The sequence below is a fragment of the Mesorhizobium sp. M0598 genome (assembly GCF_040320865.1).
Taxonomy (GTDB): domain Bacteria; phylum Pseudomonadota; class Alphaproteobacteria; order Rhizobiales; family Rhizobiaceae; genus Mesorhizobium.
Genome location: NZ_JAMYQL010000009.1, coordinates 141,442 through 165,461, shown reverse-complemented (window position 1 = coordinate 165,461; position 24,020 = coordinate 141,442). Strand labels below are relative to the sequence as shown.

At 62.6% G+C, this 24,020-nt stretch carries 20 protein-coding genes and 1 tRNA gene; 10 read left to right on the top strand and 11 right to left on the bottom strand.

The window, feature by feature from the left end; all coding sequences use genetic code 11:
- The first annotated feature begins 6 nt into the window (after window positions 1–6).
- Genes NKI59_RS14445 through NKI59_RS14435 form a run of 3 tightly spaced genes read left to right on the top strand, consistent with a single transcriptional unit; the run spans window position 7 to window position 2,899 of the window.
- A complete protein-coding gene (locus tag NKI59_RS14445) occupies window positions 7–924 on the top strand; it encodes a dihydrodipicolinate synthase family protein (protein WP_352704916.1) in 918 nt (305 codons plus the stop codon).
- Window positions 921–1,931, top strand: coding sequence for an ABC transporter ATP-binding protein (locus tag NKI59_RS14440; protein WP_352704996.1), 1,011 nt, complete (start codon window positions 921–923; stop codon window positions 1,929–1,931). Before NKI59_RS14445 ends, NKI59_RS14440 begins: the two co-directional genes overlap by 4 nt.
- Window positions 1,931–2,899, top strand: coding sequence for an ABC transporter ATP-binding protein (locus NKI59_RS14435; protein WP_352704914.1), 969 nt, complete (start codon window positions 1,931–1,933; stop codon window positions 2,897–2,899). Before NKI59_RS14440 ends, NKI59_RS14435 begins: the two co-directional genes overlap by 1 nt.
- 15 nt (window positions 2,900–2,914) lie before the next feature.
- Here the strand turns inward: NKI59_RS14435 and NKI59_RS14430 are convergent, their stop codons facing one another.
- From NKI59_RS14430 to NKI59_RS14420, 3 genes are read right to left on the bottom strand one after another with little or no spacing between them, the layout of a single operon-like run.
- Window positions 2,915–3,805: a haloacid dehalogenase type II gene (locus NKI59_RS14430; protein ID WP_352704912.1), complete on the bottom strand. Its 891-nt coding sequence runs from the start codon at window positions 3,803–3,805 to the stop codon at window positions 2,915–2,917.
- Window positions 3,802–4,122, bottom strand: coding sequence for a DUF167 family protein (locus NKI59_RS14425; RefSeq protein WP_352704910.1), 321 nt, complete (start codon window positions 4,120–4,122; stop codon window positions 3,802–3,804). Before NKI59_RS14425 ends, NKI59_RS14430 begins: the two co-directional genes overlap by 4 nt.
- Window positions 4,123–4,135: 13 nt before the next feature.
- A complete protein-coding gene (locus NKI59_RS14420; RefSeq protein ID WP_023678162.1) occupies window positions 4,136–4,426 on the bottom strand; it encodes a YggT family protein in 291 nt (96 codons plus the stop codon).
- A 165-nt stretch (window positions 4,427–4,591) separates the two neighbouring features.
- On the opposite strand from NKI59_RS14420, the gene NKI59_RS14415 reads away from it, so the two are divergent.
- From NKI59_RS14415 to NKI59_RS14400, 4 genes are all read left to right on the top strand, one after another.
- Window positions 4,592–4,667, top strand: a tRNA-Ala gene (locus NKI59_RS14415).
- Window positions 4,668–4,906: 239 nt separating this feature from the next.
- Window positions 4,907–5,365, top strand: coding sequence for a hypothetical protein (locus tag NKI59_RS14410; protein WP_352704908.1), 459 nt, complete (start codon window positions 4,907–4,909; stop codon window positions 5,363–5,365).
- A gap of 120 nt (window positions 5,366–5,485) precedes the next feature.
- Window positions 5,486–8,683: an AfsR/SARP family transcriptional regulator gene (locus tag NKI59_RS14405; protein ID WP_352704906.1), complete on the top strand. Its 3,198-nt coding sequence runs from the start codon at window positions 5,486–5,488 to the stop codon at window positions 8,681–8,683.
- A gap of 224 nt (window positions 8,684–8,907) precedes the next feature.
- Window positions 8,908–10,245 (top strand): LGFP repeat-containing protein, encoded by a 1,338-nt coding sequence (locus tag NKI59_RS14400; protein ID WP_352681853.1) that lies wholly within the window; start codon window positions 8,908–8,910, stop codon window positions 10,243–10,245.
- Between the two features lie 381 nt (window positions 10,246–10,626).
- Here the strand turns inward: NKI59_RS14400 and NKI59_RS14395 are convergent, their stop codons facing one another.
- The 6 genes from NKI59_RS14395 to NKI59_RS14370 all read right to left on the bottom strand — a co-directional run bounded on the left by NKI59_RS14395 (window position 10,627) and on the right by NKI59_RS14370 (window position 17,403).
- The gene (locus NKI59_RS14395) at window positions 10,627–12,681 is read right to left on the bottom strand and encodes a M3 family metallopeptidase (RefSeq protein ID WP_352704904.1); all 2,055 of its coding nucleotides are present in this window, start codon (window positions 12,679–12,681) and stop codon (window positions 10,627–10,629) included.
- An 89-nt stretch (window positions 12,682–12,770) separates the two neighbouring features.
- Window positions 12,771–13,181, bottom strand: coding sequence for a nuclear transport factor 2 family protein (locus NKI59_RS14390; protein WP_352704902.1), 411 nt, complete (start codon window positions 13,179–13,181; stop codon window positions 12,771–12,773).
- Between the two features lie 10 nt (window positions 13,182–13,191).
- Window positions 13,192–13,836, bottom strand: a complete 645-nt coding sequence (locus NKI59_RS14385; RefSeq protein ID WP_352681849.1) for a carbonic anhydrase — start codon at window positions 13,834–13,836, stop codon at window positions 13,192–13,194.
- Between the two features lie 169 nt (window positions 13,837–14,005).
- A complete protein-coding gene (locus NKI59_RS14380) occupies window positions 14,006–15,031 on the bottom strand; it encodes a transporter (RefSeq protein ID WP_352594108.1) in 1,026 nt (341 codons plus the stop codon).
- Between the two features lie 86 nt (window positions 15,032–15,117).
- Window positions 15,118–16,722 (bottom strand): inorganic phosphate transporter, encoded by a 1,605-nt coding sequence (locus NKI59_RS14375; protein WP_352704900.1) that lies wholly within the window; start codon window positions 16,720–16,722, stop codon window positions 15,118–15,120.
- A 144-nt stretch (window positions 16,723–16,866) separates the two neighbouring features.
- Window positions 16,867–17,403 carry a TetR/AcrR family transcriptional regulator gene (locus NKI59_RS14370; RefSeq protein ID WP_352704898.1) on the bottom strand — a complete coding sequence of 179 codons (537 nt, stop codon included), beginning with the start codon at window positions 17,401–17,403 and terminating at the stop codon, window positions 16,867–16,869.
- A 149-nt stretch (window positions 17,404–17,552) separates the two neighbouring features.
- On the opposite strand from NKI59_RS14370, the gene NKI59_RS14365 reads away from it, so the two are divergent.
- Window positions 17,553–18,830 (top strand): efflux RND transporter periplasmic adaptor subunit, encoded by a 1,278-nt coding sequence (locus NKI59_RS14365; protein WP_502901060.1) that lies wholly within the window; start codon window positions 17,553–17,555, stop codon window positions 18,828–18,830.
- Window positions 18,827–21,961: an efflux RND transporter permease subunit gene (locus NKI59_RS14360; protein ID WP_352704896.1), complete on the top strand. Its 3,135-nt coding sequence runs from the start codon at window positions 18,827–18,829 to the stop codon at window positions 21,959–21,961. The genes NKI59_RS14365 and NKI59_RS14360 overlap by 4 nt, the downstream gene beginning before the upstream one ends.
- A 47-nt stretch (window positions 21,962–22,008) precedes the next feature.
- Here NKI59_RS14360 and NKI59_RS14355 read toward each other — a convergent pair whose 3' ends face one another.
- A complete protein-coding gene (locus tag NKI59_RS14355) occupies window positions 22,009–22,473 on the bottom strand; it encodes a L,D-transpeptidase (protein WP_352704894.1) in 465 nt (154 codons plus the stop codon).
- Window positions 22,474–23,073: 600 nt separating this feature from the next.
- Here NKI59_RS14355 and NKI59_RS14350 point away from each other — a divergent pair.
- Window positions 23,074–23,241, top strand: coding sequence for a hypothetical protein (locus NKI59_RS14350; protein ID WP_352451255.1), 168 nt, complete (start codon window positions 23,074–23,076; stop codon window positions 23,239–23,241).
- Window positions 23,242–23,318: 77 nt separating this feature from the next.
- Here the strand turns inward: NKI59_RS14350 and NKI59_RS14345 are convergent, their stop codons facing one another.
- Window positions 23,319–24,005: a winged helix-turn-helix domain-containing protein gene (locus NKI59_RS14345; protein ID WP_352704892.1), complete on the bottom strand. Its 687-nt coding sequence runs from the start codon at window positions 24,003–24,005 to the stop codon at window positions 23,319–23,321.
- Between the last annotated feature and the right edge of the window lie 15 nt (window positions 24,006–24,020).

Below are 24,020 nucleotides of genomic sequence, written 5' to 3'. Positions count from 1 at the left end.
ATCAAAATGCCCCTGTTTACCGGCGTCGTGCCACCTGTCGTCACCCCGCTCAATGCCGATTTCAGCATCGACTTCCCGTCGTTCACCCGCACTATCGAGAACCTGCTCGACGGTGGTGTTCACGGGCTGTTTGTGCTCGGCTCGACCAGCGAGGTGGTCTTCCACGACGAGGCGGGCCGCAGGGCCATCCTCGAGCACGCGGTCAAGGTCAATAACGGCCGGGTTCCGATCTTCGCTGGGGTCATCGACCCGACTACCGACCGCGTCATCAACCACGCCCGGATCGCCAGATCGGCCGGCGCCGACGCCATCGTCGTCACCGCGCCGTTTTATACCCGCACCAGCCAGCCAGAGATCGGCGACCACTTCCGCTATATCAAGGATGCGATCGACATTCCGGTCATCGCCTACGATATCCCGGTCTGCGTTCACATCAAGCTGGAGCGCAAGACCACGGTCGGCCTCGCCAGGGAAGGCGCCATCGCGGGCATCAAGGATTCCAGCGGCGACGACGGCAATCTGCGTTACGTGCTCAAGGACATGGCCGACGACCCCGGCTTCTTCGGCATGACCGGCTCCGAGATCCTGGTCGACAGCGTGCTGGCCATGGGTGCGCACGGCGTCGTGCCGGGGCTCGCCAATGTCGATCCGCACGGCTATGTCAGGCTGTGGAAGCTGATGCAGGCGGGCCAGCATGCCGAAGCCCGCCTGGAGCAGGAGCGGTTGTTGAAACTGTTCGAGATCGTCTGGATCTCGCTCGGCAGGACCAGCGCCGGCTCGGCCGGCGTCGGCGCCTTCAAGGCGGCGATGAAGAGCCTCGGCATCATCGCCTCGAACACCATGGCGCGGCCGCAACGCAGCCTGAACGAGGAGGAAACCGCGAAGGTCGACATGATCCTTCGCGACGTGGGGCTGCTCCGCTGAGTGTCGCGCCGATCCTCTCGATTTCCGGCCTGCGCGCGGTGTTCCGCATCGCGGGGCGCGACATCGCGGCGGTAAGGGATGTCGACCTGACGATCGGCTCCGGCGAGACGGTGGCGCTCGTCGGCGAATCCGGATCCGGCAAGTCCGTCACCAGCCTGTCGATCATCGGCCTGTTGCCGAAAAGGGTCGGACATATTGCCGAGGGATCGATCGCGCTGCGGCGCAAGAACGGCACGGTCACCGAGCTGACCAGCCTCGATGGCGAGTCGCTGCGCAAGATACGCGGCAACGAGATCGGCATGGTGTTCCAGGAGCCGATGACCAGCCTCAACCCGGTCTACACGATCGGCGAGCAGATCGCCGAACCGATCCGCATCCATCTCGGCAAATCGCACCGCGAGGCAGAAGCAGACGCGGTGCGGCTGCTGGAACAGGTCGGCATTCCCGATCCGAAGCGGCGGGCGCGGCAGTATCCGCACGAGCTGTCAGGCGGGATGCGCCAGCGCGCTACCATCGCCATGGCCCTGTCCTGCGATCCGGGCTTGCTGATCGCCGACGAGCCGACAACGGCATTGGACGTCACGATCCAGGCCCAGATTCTCGCTCTTTTGGCCGAGCTGCAGGCGCAGCGCGGCATGGGTATCCTGTTCGTCACCCACAATCTCGGCGTGGTCGCCGAAATCGCCGACCGGGTAGCGGTGATGTATGCCGGGCGTATCGTCGAAACAGGTCCGGTGAGCGAAGTGTTCACCCGTCCGCGTCATCCCTATACGGCAGGGTTGATGCGCTCGGTGCCGCGGCTCGGTGAGGCCACGTCACTGAAGGTGGCGGGGACGCCGCTGCCGACCATTGCCGGCAATGTTCCCTCGCTCGCCTTGCTGCCCAAGGGCTGTTCTTTCGCGCCGCGTTGCCCGATGGCCATCGCCGCCTGCCGTGCCGCGGTGCCGCCATTGTTTGCGGCGACGCCGACCCAGCAAAGCCGCTGCCTGCGTTGGGAGGAGCTCTGATGGCCGACGTTCCCTTCCTCTCGGTCAAAAACCTGACCAAGCATTTTTCGCCGACTGCATTCTCGCGCGGACCCGTCGTTAGGGCGCTGGAGGATATTTCCTTCGATATCAGGCGCGGCCAAGTGGTCGGCCTGGTTGGCGAATCCGGGTCCGGCAAGACCACGATCGGCCGCTCGGTGCTGCGTCTGATCGAGCCGACATCCGGCCAAATCAACTATGACGGCACCGATATCACGAGGCTGAGTGCCGCCCAGTTGCGCCGCCAGCGCCGCAAGATGCAGTATATTTTCCAGGACCCCTTCGCCAGCCTGTCGCCGCGCATGACGATAGGGCAGATCCTCACCGAAGGCCTGGACATTCAAGCCATTGGCAAGAAATCCGAGCGGCGGGCGAGGGCAGAGAAGGCACTTGCTGCGGTCGAGTTGCCGGTCGATGCCTATGAGCGCTACGCCCATGAATTCTCGGGTGGCCAGCGCCAGCGCATCGGCATCGCGCGGGCGCTGACGCTCGAGCCGGAATTCATCGTCGCCGACGAGCCGGTCTCGGCACTCGACGTCTCGATTCAGGCGCAAATCATCAATTTGTTGCGCGACCTGCAGCTCCGGCTCGGCCTGACTATGCTGTTCATTTCGCACGATCTGGCTGTCGTCGAGTACATCTGCGACACGGTCATCGTGCTCTATCTCGGGCGCATCATGGAGGTTGCGCCGGCGGCCGAGCTTTATACCCGGCCGCAGCATCCCTACACGCGCGCGCTGCTGTCGGCCATTCCGTCGCTCGATCCGCTGGCCAGGCAAGACCGACAAGTGCTCAAGGGCGATATTCCAAGCCCGGCAAACCCGCCGTCGGGCTGCGTTTTCCGGACCCGTTGCCCGTTCGCGCTGGAGGCTTGCGCCGGGGCTGTACCGCCACTGAGGGCGACGGCCGAGGGCCATCTGAAGGCCTGCATTCGCGACGACATCGCTTAGGTTGCTGGCCTCTGCCTACGGGAGGACTTGGGCGAGATGGACAAGGTCGTCGGCCAGGAAGTCCCAGCTCTCAAGAGGCGAGAGGTCGGTCGTCTGCGCCGGGCCATGCTCTTTTGGCCGAGCAACAAAGGCGGTTCCGATGCCGCATTTTCGTGCCGCGGCCAGGTCGTCATTATGCGCGGCGACTAACACGGCCTCCGAAGGTCGCACCACCAGGATCTCCACTGCGCGGAGATAAGCCTGCGGCGCAGGCTTGTAGGTGCCGAACACATCCGAGCCAAGGACGGTGTCCCAAGGCAGGCCGGCGCGCTTGGCCATATCCAGCAACAGCCGGGTATTGGCCCCTGACAAGGGCACGATGATGAAGCGTTCCTTTAGCCTCGCAAGGCCTTTCAGCGAATCGGGCCACGGCTCCAGCCGGTGCCAGGCGAGGTTGAGTTCCTCAAGTTCGGCGGTCGGCAGCTCGGATGGGGCCAGCCCGAACTGGACGAGGGTGGCGTCCAGATTCTCCCTGTTGATCACGTCAAGTGAAACGAAAGGCCGGTGCCCCGTCCGCACCGCCTCGGTCGAGGCGTCGTAGCGCGACGCCCACGCATCGGCGAATTCACCGGGATCGACCTGCTGTACACCATTTCGCGCGAGGAAGGCGCCGGCCTCCCTTGCGATACCGCTGCGCCAGTCAACGACGGTTCCCAGAACATCGAAGAATAGAACTCGAGTAGTGGTCATTGAGCTTTCCTCCGACCTCATTGAAACGTCGCCGACGCCAACCCATATGCAATTGGCGTCGGATGTTTCCTCCCATTCGTCCGGCGCGTTCCCCTCTGAAGGTTTTCGACCTTCACATCTGGCCGGGCTTTGCAGCCCGGCCTTTTTTTGCGGGGTAAGTGAGCGAGCCGAGATCATGGCGCAGGGGTGCCCAGCGTATCGATGCGTTTCGCCAGCGCCGCGGGATCGCCAAGCACGCGCAGCGTCTTCAGCCGAGCTGTGCCGCCGGCGGCGATCGAGACGGCCGATGCCGGCACGCCAAGCGCCTTGGCGACCAGCCTTTCCAGCGCTCGATTGGCGGCTCCGTTTTCCGGCACGGCGCGGACGCGGGCTTTTAGATAGCTTCGCCCATCCACCGATGTTTCGATGCCCTCCAGCCTGTCCATCGCCGCTTTCGGCGTCAGCCGGACGAACAGGTCGATGCCGTCGGCGCGCGTCCGGAACGGCGCACTCATGGACGCCCTGGGCTCAGACGACCAGCGAAAGCACGGTGGTGAGCAGGAACTGCCGGATGAAGAACAGGATCAGCAGCAGGATGATCGGCGAGATGTCGATGCCGCCGAGGTCGGGCATGAAGCGGCGGATCGGCCGAAGCGCCGGCTCGGTCAGCCGATAGAGCATGTTGCTGATGGTGTCGACGAACTGGTTGCGAGAGTTGACGACGTTGAAGGCGTAGAGCCAGGAAAATATCGCCGAGGCGATGATGATCCACCAGTAAAGGTCAAGCGCCATGACAATGGTCTGAATGAGGGCGATCATGCCGGTCTCCGATTGCTGCCGACATGTAGCCACTGTAGGTGAAAGCGGCAAGAGCCGTCTTCCGCCGCATGGGCGAGGGCGCACGAACGGCCGAACGGCATTTCGGCAGCAAGCGCAGCCTTGACAGGAAACCGCAGCGGCCGATAAAAGCCCCATCCGCTGGACGGGGCTGTAGCTCAGCTGGGAGAGCGCGTCGTTCGCAATGACGAGGTCAGGAGTTCGATCCTCCTCAGCTCCACCAGCGGATTTTTAGAATCCCTTGCCTGGTTGCATGCCGTAGACCCGCTTGGAGTCCATGGCTATCCTCAGCTGAAGCAACCGAATGCATCGCGGGCCTCTGCCGGCTTGGCACTATCGTTGCCGGGTGGATTCACATCGGCGACGTAAAGACCCTCTACACCAGTAGCGTATGCGGCCTATTGCCACTGCGCCTCGTCCTTGCCAGACTTGGTCCGTCTTCAAAACCGAGGGGAATTCACCATGACCAGCACGACAAGGCGTGATTTTGTAGGTCTTACAGGAATGGCAGCGACTGCCCTGGCCGGTGCTGTTGCAACACGAGCTACCGCTGCGGAAAGCGACGTATCGCCATCGTTCGATGACGTTCTTCAAGAGTACAATCAAAACAACACAGAAAGGACTAGATCAAAGCTGGCGATCTATGTGGTGCTTTCTCATCTGCACGCCAGTCTCGAGGACGAATTTAGCGACCTTGGGCTAGAGCTGCCTTTAGGGAAAAAAGCGTTGCCATCGAACCTGCCGGCCAATTTCGCGGACGCGCAGGTTGCACCCCTTCCTTGGCTCTTCAAGCCCTCGGAAGTTACCGACCACGAACGAAACGGCTATGCGACGATTGCAATGCGAATGAACGCAGTAATGGCAAGACACACCGCCGACGTGAGTGTCGGGGTTTCGCATATCATGTCGCACAAGGGATAGCCGCGACCTTGCCGGCGAGCACGGCACGTCAGGCGAGCACAACGCCGGCCGGCGATTTGTTGTTGCGGGCGAACCGATTGCCTGTTTTCGCGAGGCGACTGCGCTGCGGGAGTCCTCACAATGGATAAATCGTTCCGGGACGCGCCGCGCGAGATAGCAAAGCTCTCGGCACCCCGGCCAGTGGGAATTGTCAGCCGTCCGCGCGTAGTGGCGCTGCTTTCGCAGGCCCTCGACAGTGGTGCATGCTGGCTGGCTGCGCCTGGTGGATACGGCAAGACCACCGCGGTGATCGACTTTCTGGAACACGGCGGGCTGAAGCAAGGCGAATCGGCGTACAACTGGTATCGGGTCGACACCGAGGACCAGGACGTTGCGCGCCTTTTCCACTATCTGACGCTGTCGCTCGACGGCATGCATGCCGGCATGCCGGTGTTTGGTCCGGAATATGCCGACAATTCCGACGATTTCGCGCGGCTGTTCTTCCGCACCTATTTCTCGCGGCTTGATCCCGGCACGATCCTGGTCCTCGACGATCTGCATCGTGCCGATGCGCCAGGCTTTCGCCGGACGCTGGCGATCCTGTTGCGCGAACGCCCCAACACCGTCCGCTGCATCTGCACATCGCGGATGCTGCCCGAGGGCGATGTCGCCGACCTCGTGCTGTCGGGACAGTTGCCGGTCCTCAACCAAACGCTGCTGGAGTTTTCGCCTGCGGAGGCTCGCAACCTCGTCACCGCCCGCTCGCAATCGCCGTCCGAGGTCGGCGACATTTCGGAGGCGCGCGGCTGGGCGGTGGGCCTTCTCCTGCTGGCCAACGCCGGAATGTACTACCCGCTCTCGCAGTCCGGCCTTGCCGGAGGCGCCGGCCTTCGGGAGATTGTCGGACGTTATTTCCTGCGCGACATCGCGCCGGAGGACCAGGATCTGCTTATCAGGCTCAACGTTCTGCCGGAGATCAGCACGGAGCTTGCCGATGCGTTCCTGGGCTCGCCGCAGGCTGCTCGCCTGCTGGTGCGGCTGCAGCATCGCCAGCTGCTGATCACGCGCGACGGTCCGGGCGGCGCCGCCTTCCAGCTGCATGACTTGTTGCGCGAATACCTTGCCGGCCTACTGGACCGGCGCGTGACGGAAGCGGACCGTTCCAGGCTGCGCGAGCAGGCAGCAAAGGTCCTGCACGAGGCAGACAAAACCGACGCGGCAATCGTGCTGGCGTTGCAGGCGGGCGCCTGGCCGCTGGCACGCCAGCTCATTCTGGAGTGCGCTAACGGCGTTCTCTCGCAAGGGCGCAGGGCCAGCTTCGTCGAATGGTGCAACAGGCTGCCCCCCGACCAGATGGACGGGTGGGTCCATTATTGGCTGGGCGTCGCCTTCGCATCGGACGATGCGAAGGCCGAACCGCACTTCTCCAAGGCATGGCAAGCATTCGAGAACACCGACATGCGCGGCCAATGCCTGACGGTCGCGCGGGCGGTCGTAGTCAAGACCGCCAGCTGGCGTACGCATGAGGGGCTGGCGGATTGGACGCGCCGAGCCTCACAGGTTCTTGCCAGGGGATTGCCGGAGTTGGATCCGGAGGAACTCATGATGGTCAGGCTCGGCATCCTGCGGGCCGTCGATTTCGCCGAACCTGGCGAATTCGACGCCCATGACGCGAAGCGCCTCGTGAATGATATCCAGCAGCGCCTGACACATCTGCCGATCGAGGATTCGGTCGAGTTGCGCCTGCTGGCAAGCGAAGCGCTCATCGACTACGCGACCTCGTCGGGGCAGCGCGACATTTTTGCCAATGCCGTGGACAGCGTTGCCGCCGATCTCGAAAATCCGGATATCCCGCCGCTGGTGCTCGGCATGTGGCTGGTGTCCTTTGGCTCGGCCAGCGGCCGTTACTTCCCCTATTCGCGGCGCGGTTTTGTCTATGCCTCGGCCGAGGATGCGTTGCGACGCGCAACGGCGATAGGCGAGCAGCACGCCTTACGGGGCGTCGAGTTCAGCGCCCTCTATCAGCTTCAATTGCTGATGAAGCTTCACAACAGGTTCTCGGAATTCAATGCGCTTGTCTCCCGGCTGGGCGAGATCGCGGACAGCAGGTTCACAACCCAGGTCGCTGTAGTCGCCGACTGCCACGCGGCGATGCACACGCGCAACGGCGACTTCGTCAAGGCTTATCTCGACTGCGATGCCTTCATGGATGCGATCGAGCGGGCGAATGAGCCGATGATCGAACGCTGGCCGCATTACGTCACCAAATACCAGGTCCTGCTGGCCGATCGGCGTCCAGCGGAGGCCATTGCGCTACTCCAGGAGATCGTCGAAAGGCTGAGCGGCGGCCCTCGCCAGCGCGTCGAACTCAACATTCTGGCCGCTCAGGCCCTGGAGCAGAAGTGGAACGGCGGCGCGTCCTATGGCACTCGTCTGGCTGAATTCATGGAGGCGTTGCGCCAGGTCAACCCCTCCGCAATCCTGCTCAACCTGCCGGACCTATTGGCCGATCTGGTCGCCGATGCGCTGGAGCGAAAGATCGACATCGATCTCTGCCGCCGCGTCGTTCGGGCGCGATATCTGGTCCCGCCCGCTGGCCGACCCGCCCAGTGGCCTTGGCCGCTCAGGATCCACTTGATGGGAGGCTTCCGCCTCGAAATCGATGGTGCCGAGGTCGCGCCCGGTGCCAAACCTACCCGCGCGCTCGACATATTGCGCATTATCTGCCTGTCGAGGGACCAGGTCTGTTCGGTGGAAACCCTGCAGGATTGGCTCTGGCCCGACCTCGACGGCGACCAGGCCAAAGCGGCCTTGGAGCAGGCGCTGCATCGTCTGCGCAAATTGCTCGGGCAAGGCGAACTCGTAACGCTGAGAGAAGGCCGTTTGCGGCTCGCTGCCGACAAGGTCTGGATCGATCTGCAGGATTGGGAAGACCGGCTGAAACCCGTTCTGTCGGGCCAAAGAGACTGCGCAATCGAGGAGCAGGAGATGCTGCTGGAAGGCTTTGTCGGCCCGCTTTTCTCGAATGCCCCGATGCCCGCCTGGTCGAATGCCGCGGCCGACCGGGTGCGGGATGGGTTTGTGGAGCTTGCCGTGCGGATCGCCAAACACTGGCAGAGCCAAGGCAACGCGGATCGGGCACGCCAGGCGTGCCGGCGTGCGCTCGATTTCTACCCGGAATCGGCCAAACTCCATGGCACGCTCATCCAGGAGAGCCTCTCCAGGAACGACCATGCCGGCGCCATCGAGGATTACCGGCGCTATGAACGCGCGCTCGCTTCGACCGGCGATGACGAGCCCTCGCCTTTGCTGCGTTCGCTCGTGCGCCCGTTTCTCTAGACCGGTTCATCGTTTCACGGAAACGCCGAACCGCTCTATCTCTTTATTTTTGCGCAATTCCGGACGGAAAACCGTTCCACACTTTTCCTGGAATTGCTCTGGCGCAGCTCGGAACTCCGTAAGCCGTCCGTAAGTCGCGGTCTGGGAACCTCGGCCCGTCGATCAAAACCGATCGCCGGAGGCCTGAAGCCCCCGATACCAACACTCACAGGAAGGAAAAGGTCATGCCGTATACTGCCAGAGCAACTTCGAGAGTGCGTGCCGGCACCATCCGCGCTGGAGCCACAAGACTTTCCGACCAGCTCAGGATCGGGCCTTGGTCGCTCCTCTCGCCCGAAGCTGTCATACAGCAAAAGTACAACTCCCTTGGAGGCGCCGGCTTCGCTGAGATCGACAGGAAGGACACTGGAAAAGCCTGGTATCTCAAGAACGGCTCATGCATTTGTTACAACGATGCCATGCACGACGCCTTTGAGATCCATGGCGAAATCTACAGGAAGTGGATTGCGCTTGGCGGTCTCGCGTGGGGCATTCCCTGCACCGACGAAAGCGGAACTCCCGACGGCGTCGGCCGATACAATCACTTCAACAACAATACCGCTTCGATCTACTGGACACCGAATACCGGTGCTCAAGCGATTTGGGGGGCAATTCGCGGCAAATGGGCAGCAATGGGCTGGGAGCGCTCGGTTCTCGGCTATCCGGTCACCGACGAAACCGGAACTCCCGACGGCGTCGGGCGCTACAACCATTTTGCCAATGCCGGCTCGATCTACTGGACACCGAACACAGGAGCCAACGTGGTGTACGGTGACATCCGCAAGAAGTGGGAGAGCCTGGGCTGGGAACAGTCATATCTGGGCTATCCCACGACCGACGAGACCGAATTTGCCGATGGTGGCCGTGCCAATCTGTTTGAAAACGGTGGCATATACTGGTGGCCCGACACCGGCGCGATCGACCTTCGAGATGTCGTCGTCCACTATACCGGCCTCCATTGCTTCGGCGAAACCGACTGGGATCAGGGATCGAGTGCGGACGAACCCTATGTCATCGTCAGCGTGACAACGCCGCAGATCGCCGACACCAGGCGCAGCCAGGTCTATGGCGACGTCGATGCCGGAGATACGAGACCCGACCTTATGGAAATCTATCGAGGCAAGCCCTACGGCATCAATATCGGCACGGTGCTGATGGAAAACGATTTTGGCGACCCCAACAAATACAAGGACGAGGTGCAGAAGATCGTCATGGGCGTCCATACGGCGGGCACGCTGGCTTTGGGCCTCATTCCGGTGGCAGGACCTATCATTGCCGCGATAGCCGGCCCCGCCCTGGGATCCTTGATGCCATCGATCGGCGGCGCCATCAGCGATCTCTTCGATTGGGGCGATGACAGGATCGGGAGCGCGACAGTGACCATCTCCGCAAAGCAGATGGTGTTGCTCGCGGCACGCACGAACAATACCACCTTCAGCGGGATTGGGTTCAAAGTGGAAACGCCCCTGATTTCCGGCGAGGGGGCTTCCTACAAAGCCTATTTTGGCTTTGTGCCTGCCTAGGCCAATCGCCCCGGCAAAAAAGCTTGCCGGGACAATCAACTTACCAGCCCCGCCTTCCGTTGGCGGGGCTGACGTTCGCGACTGAGAGATTTATTTCCGTAGCGGTCGTCGCAAGGCGCGGTCCGGATGCGGCAGCGGCCGATCAGCATAGCGGGCAAGCTGTCGTTGCCTAACCCCGCACAGCCCGTAGTGCCGCCATGAACGCGGCTCCTTCGGCCGGAACGATGGAGACCGCATTAAGTGCAGTCACCTCAACGACGCGACCGGCCAACGGGGCCGAGCGGGATCGGCGGAAACCGGATCAGGCGGTGCGCAACCCGCCGCCATGACAGCCGAGATCAATCAGGATGGAAAGAGAACGGTGACAAGAGCGGGCATGCATCACACCAGTCCGCGCTTGGCCATCATCGCTTCCGGGGAAGGCATCTTGCCGCGGAAGGCGGTGTAAAGTTCTTCGGGGTCCTTCGAGCCGCCGGCGGCGTAGATGTTCTTGCGCAGCCGCTCGGCCAGCGCCGGGTTGAAGGGATCGCCTGTTTCCTCGAAGGCGGCGAAAGCATCGGCGTCAAGCACTTCCGACCACATGTAGGAGTAATAGCCGGCAGAATAGCCATCGCCGGCAAAGATATGGCCGAAATGCGGGGTGCGGTGACGCATGGCGATGGTGTCGGGCATATTGAGCTTTTCGAGCGTTTCGGCTTCGAAACGAAGCGGCTGGTCCGGCGCATCCGGGTGTGCGTGATAGGCCATGTCGACCAACGCCGAGGCGGTGAACTCGACCGTGGCGAAACCGGCGCCGAAGGTGCGCGCCGCCAGCATCTTCTCGACCAGCGCCTTCGGTATCGGCTTGCCGGTCTTGACGTGCAGCGCATGTTTTTCCAGCACCGCCGGCACCGTCAGCCAGTGCTCGTAGAGCTGCGAGGGCAGCTCGACGAAATCGCGGCTGACCGAGGTGCCCGCGACCGACGGCCAGGCGACGTCGGTCAGCATGCCGTGCAGGGCATGACCGAATTCGTGGAACAGGGTCTTGGCCTCATCGACCGACAGCAAGGCGGCCTCGCCGGCCGGCGGCTTGGCGAAATTCATGATGTTGTAAATGACCGGCTTGGAGCCAGGACCAAGCTTGTAGCCGGATTTCAGCGCGCTCATCCAGGCGCCGGAGCGCTTCGAGGGTCGCGCGAAATAATCGGCGAGGAACAGGCCGCGCTCGCTGCCGTCGGCATTCTTCACCACGAAAACCCGAGCGTCCGGGTGCCACGTGGCAATGCCCTTCTTTTCCTCGAAAAAAATGCCGAACAATCGTGTTGCCACGTCGAAACAGGCGTCGATGATGCGGTCGAGCTGCAGGTACGGCTTCAGCTCGGCCTCGTCGAAGGCGAATTTCTCTGCGCGCAGCTTCTCCTGATAGAAGCGCCAGTCCCAGGCAGCGAATTTCTCGTTGCTGCCGGCCTCGGCCGCCAGCCGCTGCAATTCGGCCTGGTCGCTTGCGGCCTTTTCCACCGCCTTTTCCCAGACCGGATCGAGCAGCGCGTGCACCGCCTTCGGCGTCTTGGCCATGGTATCGTCGAGCTTCAATGCGGCGTAGGAAGCATAGCCGAGCAGCTTCGCCTTCTCGGCGCGCAGGCGCAGCATGTCGCGCACCACTTCCGTGTTGTCGGTAGCGCCGCCATTCTGACCACGCATGATGAAGGCGCGGAACGCTGTCTCGCGCAGGTCGCGGCGCTCTGAGAAGGTCGAGAACGGCTCGTAGATCGAACGCGACAGAGTGACGGCGTAGCGGCCCTTCTGGCCGCGCATCTCGGCGGCTTCCGCCATTGAGCTTTTCAGGAATTCCGGCAGGCCGGCAAGGTCGGCCTCGTCGAGGAACAACGCCCAGTCGCGCTCATCGGCAAGCACGTTCTGGCCGAAATTGGTGCCGAGCGACGACAATTCCTCGTTGATCGAGGCCAGCCGCTTCTTGCCTTCGGCGTCGAGCCTGGCGCCGGAGCGGACGAAGTTTTTCCAGGTCTTTTCCAGCACCCGCAGCGTTTCGGCATCGAGCTTCAAAGCCTCGCGGCGCTGATAGAGATCGTCGATGCGGGCAAACAGTCGCTCATTCATTGAAATCGCCGAGAAGTGCCGCGACATCTTTGGCGAGATGTCGCGCTCCAGCGCCTGGATCGCTTCGTTGGTGTGGGCGCCGGCGCGGCACCAGAAGATCGAGGAGACATGGTCGAGCGCCTCGCCGGCAAGCTCGAGCGAGGCAAGCGTGTTTTCGATGATCGGCGTCCCGGTGTTGCCGGCAATCGCCTCGATCTCGGCCTCATGCGCCTTCAGGGCCGCGTCGAAGACCGGAGAAAAATCGCCGTCGCCGATGCGCGTGAAATCGGGCAGGCCGAGCGGCCCTTGCCATGCGGTCAGCGGATGGGCGGCGAGGTCGACGGTGGACGGCATGGGCAAACTTTCGCTGAGTGGCGGGAGAAGCGGATCGTCACCGATGTAAGGCGCCGGCCGGTTGCGCGCAACAGCGGGTCCCGTTCATGGTTCCGTCAGTAGCTGTCGCAGTTTTCGGCGATCGCGGCCTGCGAACTGGCGGTGATCTGGTCGTTGGCGACCGCAAAGGTCTCCTGCATCAGCATGTCGTTGCTGGGAAAATCATAGCAGGCGATGACAGTGGTGACGCCGCCCTCCGATTTCTCGATCCGATGGCGGATTTCGGCCCCGGCGACGGCGCCTTGCCACTCGGCGATCGAGGCGATGAATTCCTGCTTGCTTTGCACGACGCCGAGGTCGTCGAGCTTGATGCGGACGTTGTCGGCGAGCAGGTCCGACAATTCGCTGCGGTCGGCGACGAGGAGTGCCGAATACCAGCGATCGATGATCGCGCTATCGTCGGCACGGGCGAAATCTGCCGAGCACAGCAGTGCCGCAGCCGCGAACGCGTCCCGAAGTCGCGTCATGCCTTGTCTCCTACTCCATCTCCGGCCGCTCGAAATCGCCGGTGTCCTTGTTCATCACCCAAAGCTCGCCGGTCGAAATATCGAACCAGGCGCCGTGCAGCGACAGCCGCCCCTTGCCTTCGAGGATCGAGACGCAAGGGAAGGTACGCAGATTGGCGATGGAATAGCGGATCGAGATGCGCTCCAGCGCCGTCTGGCGCTCGGTCGCGGTCATGAAGGTGCTGGACGATACGGTCTCGGCTGCGGGCGCGATCAGGCTCATCCACTTGCCGATGAAATCGCCCGGCGACAAGGGTGCGGCCGTGGTGTCAAGCGCCGCTCGGATGCCGCCGCAGCGGCCGTGGCCCATCACCACGATGTTCTTGACCTTGAGGCTCTGCACGGCAAATTCGAGCGCCGCCGATGTCGAGTGGAACTGATCGTCGGGCGCATACGGCGGCACCAGATTGCCCACATTGCGCAGCACGAACAGCTCGCCGGGCCCGGCATCGAAGATCGCTTCGGGCGCGGCCCGCGAATCGCAGCAGGCGACGATCATCGTTTCCGGTGCCTGGCCCTCCCGCGCCAGCGAGCGATAACGGCCGCTTTCGGTGAGATAGCGGCCGCTCATGAAACTGCGGTAGCCGGTGAGAAGATGCTCGGGAAGATGGGGCATGGGCAGCGGCGGGAGCCTTTCCGGGTTGAAGGCAGCTCGGTTCAATCCCGAAAGGCTCTAGCGCATCGGCCTGAAAATCGGAACCGATTTTCGGAAGGCGGGATGGCGTGGTTTCGACGTGCCAGCCCGTATTTTGACACAGGTGAACGAACGCCGCCATTAATCGGGCTCAAAACCGCAGATTGGCGCCGGCGCGTAGCAACAGCCAGTAGAACAGGCCGGTCGCGCCGACGGCGAGCAGCATCGCCAGGAAGAAGCCGCTGGGACTCTCGGCAAATGGCAGTCCGCCTGTGTTCATGCCGAAAATGCCGACGATCAGGGTTCCTGGCAAAAGCAGCGCGCTCATCACCGCCAGCGCCTTGAGGCTACGGTTCGATTCGTCGGCAAGCTCAGCCGCAAGCTCCTCCTGCAGCAGCCTTGCCCGGTCGTTGATCATGACGACCTCGCGGTCGAGCCGTTCAAGGCGCGCAGCAAGCCGGCGCAGAACTTCATGTGCGCCGGCGGAAAGGTTCCAGGCGGAACGGTCTTCGTCCTGGAAAAGCGCTGCCAGGGCCGAGATCGGCCGATGCAGGGATACGGCAAGGCGGCGCACATCCTTCAGCTGCCGTTTTTCGTCGGCAAGCCGCTCGGTCACGAGATGATCCTCGACTGCATCCAGCCGCTTCGTTGCCGCGGCGAGCCGCAGGCTGGTGGTCTTGCAAAAAGCCATGACTAGCATTTCGAACAGCTCGAATGCCGTGGCCGGCCGCAGCCCCGCGGCAAGGGCCGTGTGCACTTCCTCCACTGCCGCCAGCGGATGCCGGCGGCCGGTGACCAGCAGCCGTTCCGAGACCGCAAAATGCAATCTGCCGATGGTCGTCGACTGATGGGTGATCTCGCCATGCAGATCGGCCGAAATGCCGTGGACGACGCCATTCTCATGCGCCAGCACTAGGCTGTCCTCATGTCCTTCGAGGATTGCATGAGCCGACGCCGGCAACGCGCAGGCATGGCTGACCCAGGAATGGGCGCGCCGGTCGACAAGGTCGACATGCAGCCAGACCCAGCCGCCCGCTGAGGCCAGCGCGGCCTCTATGTCTCGGGGCGCCAGCGGTTCGGGAGCTTTGCCGGGAGCGGCATGATAGGCCCAGACCAGCCCGGGAGCATGATGCTGGTCGTCCGCGGCAAGCAATGTCAGATGCGATGCGTCATTCATGGCCGCCGCCGAAACGATGCACGTTCAGGTGATCAGGGCGGCGCCGGGGCCGGTGCCGCGACATTCTGGTCAAACCCTGCCCCCGCTCAGAACACCTGGCGGAAGATGACGAACAACACGAAGGCAAGACAGATGGAGACCGGAAGGGTCAGTATCCAGGCCATCAGCATGTTGCGCACCGTCGACCATTGCAGGCCCGAGCCGTTCGCCGCCATGGTGCCGGCAACGCCCGAGGACAGCACATGGGTGGTTGAGACCGGCAGGCCGAGATAGTCGGCCGATGCGATCGTCGCCATCGCGACAAGCTCGGCGGACGCACCCTGACCGTAGGTCAAATGGCTTTTGCCGATCTTCTCGCCGACGGTGACGACGATGCGCTTCCAGCCGACCATGGTGCCGAGGCCGAGCGCCAGCGCGATGGCGACCTTGACCCAGAGCGGGATGAACTTCGTCGCGTTGTCGACCGCCTTATGGTAGGTCGTCACCGCCTTCAGGTCGTCTGCCTCCATCGGCAGCAGCTTCTTCTTGTCGATCAGCTTCAGCGCTTCACCGATAAGATAGATGTTGTTGCGGGCGTTGCTGACCAGCGTTGTCGGCAGCTTTTCCACGGACGGATAGGGCGACAACATGGCGCTGGTGTCGTGGATGAAGCTCTGCAGGGCAGGCGTGGTCTCGTCCTTCCAGGTCTTGGTGCGAACGGCGTCGCCGACCGCGGTCGCCGCGTCAGTCACGACGACGCCGGGCTTGACGTATTTGCCGAGTACCGTTTCGACTTGCGTCGCCGCCGATTTGTAAGCTTCGAGATAGTTCACGTCCGGTGTGCGGTTGAGCGCGAACGCGGTCGGCACGACGCCGATCAGGATGAGCATGATGAGGCCCATGCCCTTTTGCCCGTCATTGGAGCCGTGGGCAAAGCTGACGCCGGTGCAGGTGAAAATAAGCAGCGCCCGAATCCACAGCGGCGGCGGCGCGCTCGACTTGGGCGCCTCGTAGAGCTCGCGGTTCCTGACCAGCAGCTTCATCACCAGAAGCAGCAGTGCAGCCAGGCCAAAACCGACCAGCGGCGAGATCAGGAGCGACAGGCCGACATTGGACGCCTGCGACCAGTCGACGCCGCTGGTGACGGAGCCGGCCGGGGCCATGAACTGGTTGGCGAGACCGACGCCGATGATCGAACCGATCAGTGTGTGCGAGCTCGAGGCAGGCAGGCCGAGATACCAGGTTCCGAGATTCCACATGATCGCCGCGACCAGCAGCGCGAAGACCATGGCTAGCCCCGCGCTCGATCCGACCTGAAGGATCAATTCGACCGGCAGCAGCGATATGATGCCGAAGGCGACCGCCCCGCTGGCGGTAAGCACGCCGAGGAAGTTGAAGAAGCCGGACCACATCACTGCAAGCTCGGCCGGCATGGAATGCGTGTAGATCACCGTTGCCACCGCATTGGCAGTGTCGTGAAAACCGTTGACGAATTCGAAGCCGAGCGCGATCAGCAGCGCCAGCCCAAGTAGGATCCACGGCACCGCGACGGTGCTGGTCAGGTCCTGGCTGAGCGCGTAGCCGACATAGGCAAGGCCGCCCAGAATGATGACGGCAAAGGCCGGCAGAAACCATTTGCCGGTGCCGTTTGGCCGGTCAAGCGGATGCTCCGGCCTTGGAATTCCTGCTTCGCCTGAAACAATATCGACCATACCCCACTCCTCCTGCGTTGCAGCAAAGAATGGGAGGACGCTATGTCGGCACAATGAAGCCTGTGTGACGGCAGGCACTTTGGGTTGACGCAACGGGCGATCGAAGCGACCGAGGCAATTGAACCCGGCCCGCGCATTCCTAGACTATTCCGCGATGTCCAGCAGGGTCGATATCAGCAGCCGGCGCTCTTCGGCGGAGAGAATGTCCGAACCGAACAGGTTCATGCTGCGAAGCCCTTCGATGGCGAGATAGCAGACCAGCAGCGCCTTGAGATTCGGCGTCTCCTCCTTCAGCCGCTCGAACACCTGCCGCCTGAACGATTTTATCGGCGTCAGGAAGTCGGGATCCTCGGCAATCGCCGAAAATATCCAGGACGCCGACGGTTTCGATTCCTCGGCATGCTCGGCCGAAAGCTTGATGTAAGTTGCAAGCGGGCTTTCGCCGCTGACGCCGGCTGTGCGGGCGGACTCCAGCGCCTGCTCGAAGGCGCGCAGGTAATCCTCGACCAGCGCCTGCATCAATTTCGCCTTGGTCGGAAAATTGTACAACAAGCCGCCTTTCGACACGCCGGCACGGCTCGCGACCGCATCCAGCGACAGGCTGCCAGGACCCGTCTCGCGCGCCACGGCGGCGGCGGCGGCGAGAATCTTCTCGCGCGAATTTGCTCTGCGGGCCTTCATCAAGCGTTCCCCATTCATTAGCTTAGGCGGAATTGACAAGACCGTCCAGACGGTACAGTAAGATCGCCGTCATTTGAAATTGGGACCAGGCACAGGTATGTGTTCCGGTCATCCGACCGTTATGCTGGGCCGTGGCCGAGGGACTGTTCGTGATCAAGCGCTTCATCATCGCCTTCATTCTGCTCGTGCTGGTGTGCGGCGGCATCGTCGGCTTCAACCTGTTTCGCGACAATGCGATCAAACAGTTCTTCGCCACCATGAAGCCGCCGGCCGCGACCGTGTCGACGGTCATCGTCAAACCGATGTCCTGGACGCCCGGCATCGAGGCGATCGGCACTGTCAGTGCCGTACGCGGCGTCGACCTCACCGTCGAAACCGCGGGCATCGTCAAGGACATCCTGTTCCATGCCAATCAAAAGGTCGCCGCCAACGCCGTGCTGCTGCAGCTCGACGATGAAGTCGAGCGGGCCGACCTCGTGGCATCGAAAGCGCAAGCCACATCCGACCAGACGACGCTGATGCGCGCTCTTGAGCTGCAGAAGCGCGGGGTCGGCACCGACGCTACGCTCGACACGGCGCAGGCAGCAGCATCGGTCTCCGCCGCGCAGGTAAACAAGCTGCAAGCGGTGCTCGACCAAAAGCAGTTGACGGCCCCCTTCAAGGGTACCGTCGGTATTCCGAAAATCGACCTTGGCCAGTATCTCACACCTGGCACCGCTGTGGTGACCTTGCAGGACATGGATACGATGCGTGTCGATTTCACCGTGCCGGAGCAGCAGCTTCCGCAGCTGAAGATCGGACAGACGGTGCGGTTGGGCGTCGGCGGCGGCGACATGCCGTTCACCGGCAGCATCCGCGGCATCGATCCGAAGATCGACCCGACCAGCCGGCTGGTGACGGTAAGGGCGGAGGTCGGCAATCCCGAAGGCAAGCTGACGCCCGGCCAGTTCGTCCAGGTGCGCGTCGAACTGCCCGAGGAGAACGACGTGCTGGCGCTGCCGCAGACGGCGCTGACTTCCAGCCTGTACGGCGACTTCGTCTTCGTGGTGCGCCCGGCCAAATCCGCCGAAGCCAACGGCGCGGCGCCCGAGGCAAAGCCGGAAGAAAAGCCGGCTGCAGATGCTGCCAAGCCCGCGGCCGAAGCACCCGCGGCAAAACCCGACGAAAAGCCGGCTGCTACCCCAGCCAAACCGGCAGAGGAGGCCAAGCCGGCAGCGGAAGAACAGAAGCCGCAGCTCGTGCTCGCCCAGGTGTTCGTCAAGCCAGGCCGCCGCAACGCCGGCCTGGTCGAGATCCTGGAGGGCATCGCGCCCGGCGACGAAGTCGTTACCGCCGGCCAGAACCGGCTCTCCAACGGCATGTCCGTTGCCGTCGACAACACGATCGATCCGAGCAAGCCGGGGAACCAGCAGGCAGCCCAGCAATGAGCTTTTCCGACCTCTTCATCCGCCGCCCGGTCCTTTCGACCGTGCTTGCCTGCATGATCCTGCTTCTGGGTTTCCAAGGCATCTTCAACCTTTCGATCCGGCAGTATCCAGAGGTTGAAGAAACGGCCATCACCATCACCACTGCCTATCCCGGCGCCAGCGCCGACCTGATCCAGGGGTTCATTTCCGCGCCGATCGCGCGTGCCGTCGCGTCGACCGAAAACATCGATTATGTCACGTCGGCGAGCCGGCCGTCATCCAGCACCGTGACAGTGCAGATGAAACTCGGCTCCGACCCCGACGTGGCGCTGAACGAAGTCTTGTCGAAGGTCCAGAGCGTGCGCGGCGATCTGCCGGACGAAACCAAAGACCCGGTGATCGTCAAGGGCACCGGCCAGCAGTTCGCGATGATGTACATCTCGATGCAGAACCCGAACATGACGCCGGAACAACTCACCGAATATATCGAGCGCGTCGTGCGGCCGCGTATCTCGACGGTCGAAGGTGTTGCCGACGTGCAGATTTTCGGCGCCGCCGAATACTCGATGCGTGTCTGGATCGACCCGATCAAACTGGCGGCGCGCGGCGTGACGGCGGCGGAAGTGCTGACCGCCATCAACGAATCGAATTTCCTCTCCGCGCCCGGCGATACCGAAAACGAATATGTGGCTTCCTCGATCACGGTTCGCTCGACCCTGCAGACGCCGGAGGCTTTCGCTGCCCTTCCGCTCCGCTCGAAGGACGGCAATGTGGTGAGACTGCGCGACGTGGCCCGCGTCGAGCTCGCCGCGGCGAACACCGACACCAGGGTCACCTTCAACGGCAAGCCCGGCATCTTTCTCGCCATCTTTCCGACGCCGGCCGCCAATCCGCTGACCACCGCGGCGGCAATCCACAAGATCGTGCCGACCATCCAGGAGACGCTGCCGCAAGGCATGACGATGGAGATCGTCTACGATTCAACCGAGCAGATCAGTGCGTCGATCGAGGAGGTGTTCAAGACCATCGGCGAGGCGGTCGCCATCGTCATCGTTGTTATCCTGCTCTTCCTCGGCTCGTTCCGCTCGGTGCTGATGCCGATCGTGACCATTCCGCTGTCGCTGATCGGCGTCTGTTTCCTGCTGTTTTCGGTGGGCTATTCGATCAATCTTTTGTCGTTGCTGGCCATGGTGCTGGCGATCGGCCTCGTCGTCGACGATGCCATCGTGGTGGTGGAAAACATCCACCGCCACATGGAGGAAGACGGCTTGTCACCGATGCAGGCAGCCTTCAACGGCATGCGGGAGATCTCTTCCGCCGTCGTCGCCATGACGATAACACTGGCCGCCGTGTTCGCGCCGCTGGCCTTCACCGGCGGCCTGACCGGCGCGCTGTTTCGCGAATTCGCGGTGACGCTTGCCGGCTCGGTGGTGCTTTCGGGTGTCGTCGCCCTCACCATCACGCCGATGATGTCGGCACGTATCCTTAGGTCCGGCTCGCACAGCCGCTTTCAGCGCATTGTCGACAATACGTTCGGGCGCTTCGAACACATCTATGAGCGGCTGGTCACCGGTTCATTGAACTATCGCCCGGTGACGCTGATGATCGTCCTCGCGCTGGTCGCCACGACCGGTTTCATGTTCACCAAGACCTCGAGCGAACTGGCGCCGGAAGAAGACCAGGGCTTCTTGCTGTCTATTGTGAATGCGCCGCGCTATGCGACCTCGGACTACACCGAGACCTATGTGAACCAGATTCTCGGGCTGGTGAATGATATCCCCGAAACCAGGGCGCGGTTCTCCGCCGTCGCGTTCCAAGGCCCGACGAACAGCGCTTTCGTCGGCTTTGCGTTCAAGGACTGGGCCGAGCGCGCGCGCAGCTCGAAGGAACTTCAGGAAGACATCACTGCCCGCCTTGCCAAGGTGGCAGGCGTCGATGCTTTCGTCTTCGCGCCGCCGACGCTGCCCGGCTCGGGCGGCGGCCTGCCGATCACAATGGTGGTGCGCTCGACCGGCGAGGCCTCCCGAGTGTACGAGGCGGCCGAGGACATCAAGAACAAGGCGCAGGCCTCCGGTCGCTTCCTCGCCGTGCAGAATTCAATGTCCTACGACGCGCCGCAAGTGACGGTGACGATCGACCGCGACCGCGCCGCCGCGCTCAACCTGCCGATCGCCGACATCGGCCGGACGCTGACGCTTCTGGTCGGTGGTGCCGAGGTGGCGCAGTTCGACCGCGAATCCAACAGCTACGACATCATCCCGCAGGTGCCACAGCAATTCCGCGACAACCCTGAAAAGCTGGGCGAGTATTTTGTGCGCAGTGTGTCTGGCGAGATGGTGCCGCTCTCGGCGGTGGTGAAGATCTCGACCAACGCGTCGCCTGCTGTGATCGAGCAGTTCAATCAGTTGAATTCCGCAACAATCTCCGCCCTGCCGCTGCCTGGCGTCACCACCGGCGACGGCTTGAAAGCAATCGAGGATATCGCCAAGGAGAGCCTGCCGGACACTTTCTTTATCGATTATTCCGGCCAATCGCGCCAAGAGAAGGAACAGGGCAACACCATCCTGATCGCCTTCGCGGCGGCGGTGCTGGTCATATACCTGGTGCTGGCCGCGCAGTTCGAAAGCTTCCGCGATCCGCTGATCATCATGATGTCGGTGCCGCTCTCGATCTTCGGCGCCATATTGCCGCTCAACATGATTCCGAATCTCAATTTGATTTTCATGATCAGCGGCTTGCAGTTCAGCATTCCACCCGCGACGCTCAACATCTACACGCAGGTCGGCTTGATCACGCTGATCGGCCTGATCACCAAGCACGGCATCCTTCTGGTCGAGTTCGCCAACCAGCAGCGTGAAATGCACGGCATGCGGCGGCGCGATGCGATCATCGCGTCGGCCAGGGTGCGGCTGCGGCCGATCCTGATGACGACGGCGGCGATGGCGCTCGGCGTGGTGCCGCTGATCATCTCCAGCGGCGCTGGTGCGGCGGCACGCTATTCGATGGGCTTGGTGATCTTCACCGGCATCCTGGTCGGAACCATGTTCACGCTGTTTGTGGTGCCGATGTTCTACACCTTTATCGCCAGCAAGGACCTGCCGCATCACGCCGAAAAGCCGGATCCGAACCTGATGCCGGTAATGCCGGATTAGACTGCGCTAATTTCCGGCCCTTTCCTGAGAGCGACGAGAAGCATCGCTCATTTAACGATGACGATGCTGGTGTTGGCCGGGCCGAAGACCTCGACGAGCTGGTAGAAATCGGCGGCGTTGTCCGGATGCAGACGCACGCAGCCATGCGAGGCTGGCTGGCCGAGGCGTTTGATGGCGCTTGTCGCATGTACGGCGTAGCCGCCGCTGAAAAACACCGAATGCGGCATCGGGGCGTTGTCGTATTTCTTCGAATACCAAATTTCATGCATGCGGGTCGGCTTGAACGAACCGGTCGGCGTGACGTGCGTCCTGTCGCCGGTCGAGACCTTCCAGGCGAATGTCGGCCGGCCGTCGACCAGGATTTCCATGGTCTGCTGTGACAGTGATACACGCGCGACGATCTTGTTGGCGGCGGCGTGGGCTGCGCCGTTGCCGGCACTGACAAGCAAGGCAGCACCGGTGATGACGGCGGCGGCGATGTTGATGAGCTTGGCGGAAATGGCAGTGTACATGATGTCTCCCCTATTCTGCCGGTCGGGGCCGGCTCTATTCGATGACCGGCTTATCGGGGCGTCATGTTTCAAGCCGATTTCGCTACGTGCTCGTTAGTGTTTCGATTCTGTTTCCCCTGGTTAACAGAAAAGGTCCGAGCAAAGCGGCTTGCAGTTGTGCAACGTCGTCTTGGCGGTGGCGTGTTTGCCTAAGCAGATCGGCCAAACCGCGGCGCGAACACGCGATTGCCTTTCGTTTGATAGGAATTCACCTGACTCCGAAACCGAGCTGCAACAAAGCGCAGCCTCGGCGGCATGATCCGGATACAGCGAACAGGCAAAGTTGACCTATCGAAAACAGCCGGCAACGAACGATCGGAAGCCAACACTGTTTTCGCTACGGTCTGGATTGGTCTGGACAGTTTCCAGCCTGCGCGTCGACCGGCTCAAGCCCCTCTGGCGGGGGCGGCTTAGGGCCGTTGAGGATGCGCGGCGCCTCCGGCAACTTGCAGCCGAGAGGACCGAAGGCCCGCGCCGCAACGGGGGGCTCCGCTTGCGGCGCGGGCGCTTCGGGGGTTCCCCTGAAGTGCCCGTAAATTCCAATTTTGAGGAACGAACAGGATGAAAACGAAATTCGCCGCTTCCGTGCTTTCCGCCCTGCTTTACGTCCAGGGCCTGCTCGGCATTGCCGGCCTCGCCACCGTGCTGCTGAAGGAACGTGCCCATGCCGGCGAGGTCAGTACGAACAGTGACATGCTGTCAGGTCCGTCGCTTCTCGTGGTGCGCTGAAGAGCATCGGACCCCAAAATGGAAACCGGTTTTGGGAAAACCCGATGCTCAAGACAAGAGGGGTGGCCGTCCTGCCTTCAATCGGCGAATTGCGTCGGCGGATCGAACCGGTAACCCGCACCCCGTATGGTGGTGATGGTTTCGGTATCGAGCTTGCGGCGCAGCCGCACGATGCGCGAATCGATCGACCGATCGAAGGCTTCGGCATTTTCGGCGGGCGCGGCGGCGATGATGTCGTCCCGCGTCAGCACCTTGCGTGGGCTGGCCAGGAACAGCCTGAGCAGCGCCACCTGCCCGGGGGACAGCTGTTCTTCCCTGCCCGAGCGGTGCATGACGATGGCCGATCGGAGATCGACGGTCGCGTTCTCCAGCACGATCAGTTCCCCGGCGCTCCTGCCGCGCCGAGCCAGAAGGCCGCCTACGCGAGCGGCAAGCTCCCTGACATTGAGCGGGCTTTCGACGACGTCGGCAGCGCCGAGTTCGAGCGCCAGAACCTTGTCGACCAGATCGGCCGGGCGGCAGATCAGGATGAAATCCGGTCCACCTTCGCCGCCATGTCGCCTGAGCAGGTCGCGCCCCTCTGCCTGGCTGACGCTGTCGCCGACAACCACGACATCGATTCCCTTTTCCGAAAGCAGCGATTCGGCCTCCCACGGCTGTCGCGCCGCGCGGACGTCATGACCGCGCCGCTCGAGATGATCGGCGAGATCGGTCGCAATTACTTCAGCGACGGAAACAAGCGCGATAACGGATCGTGCGGCCATGTTTTTCTACCCCGC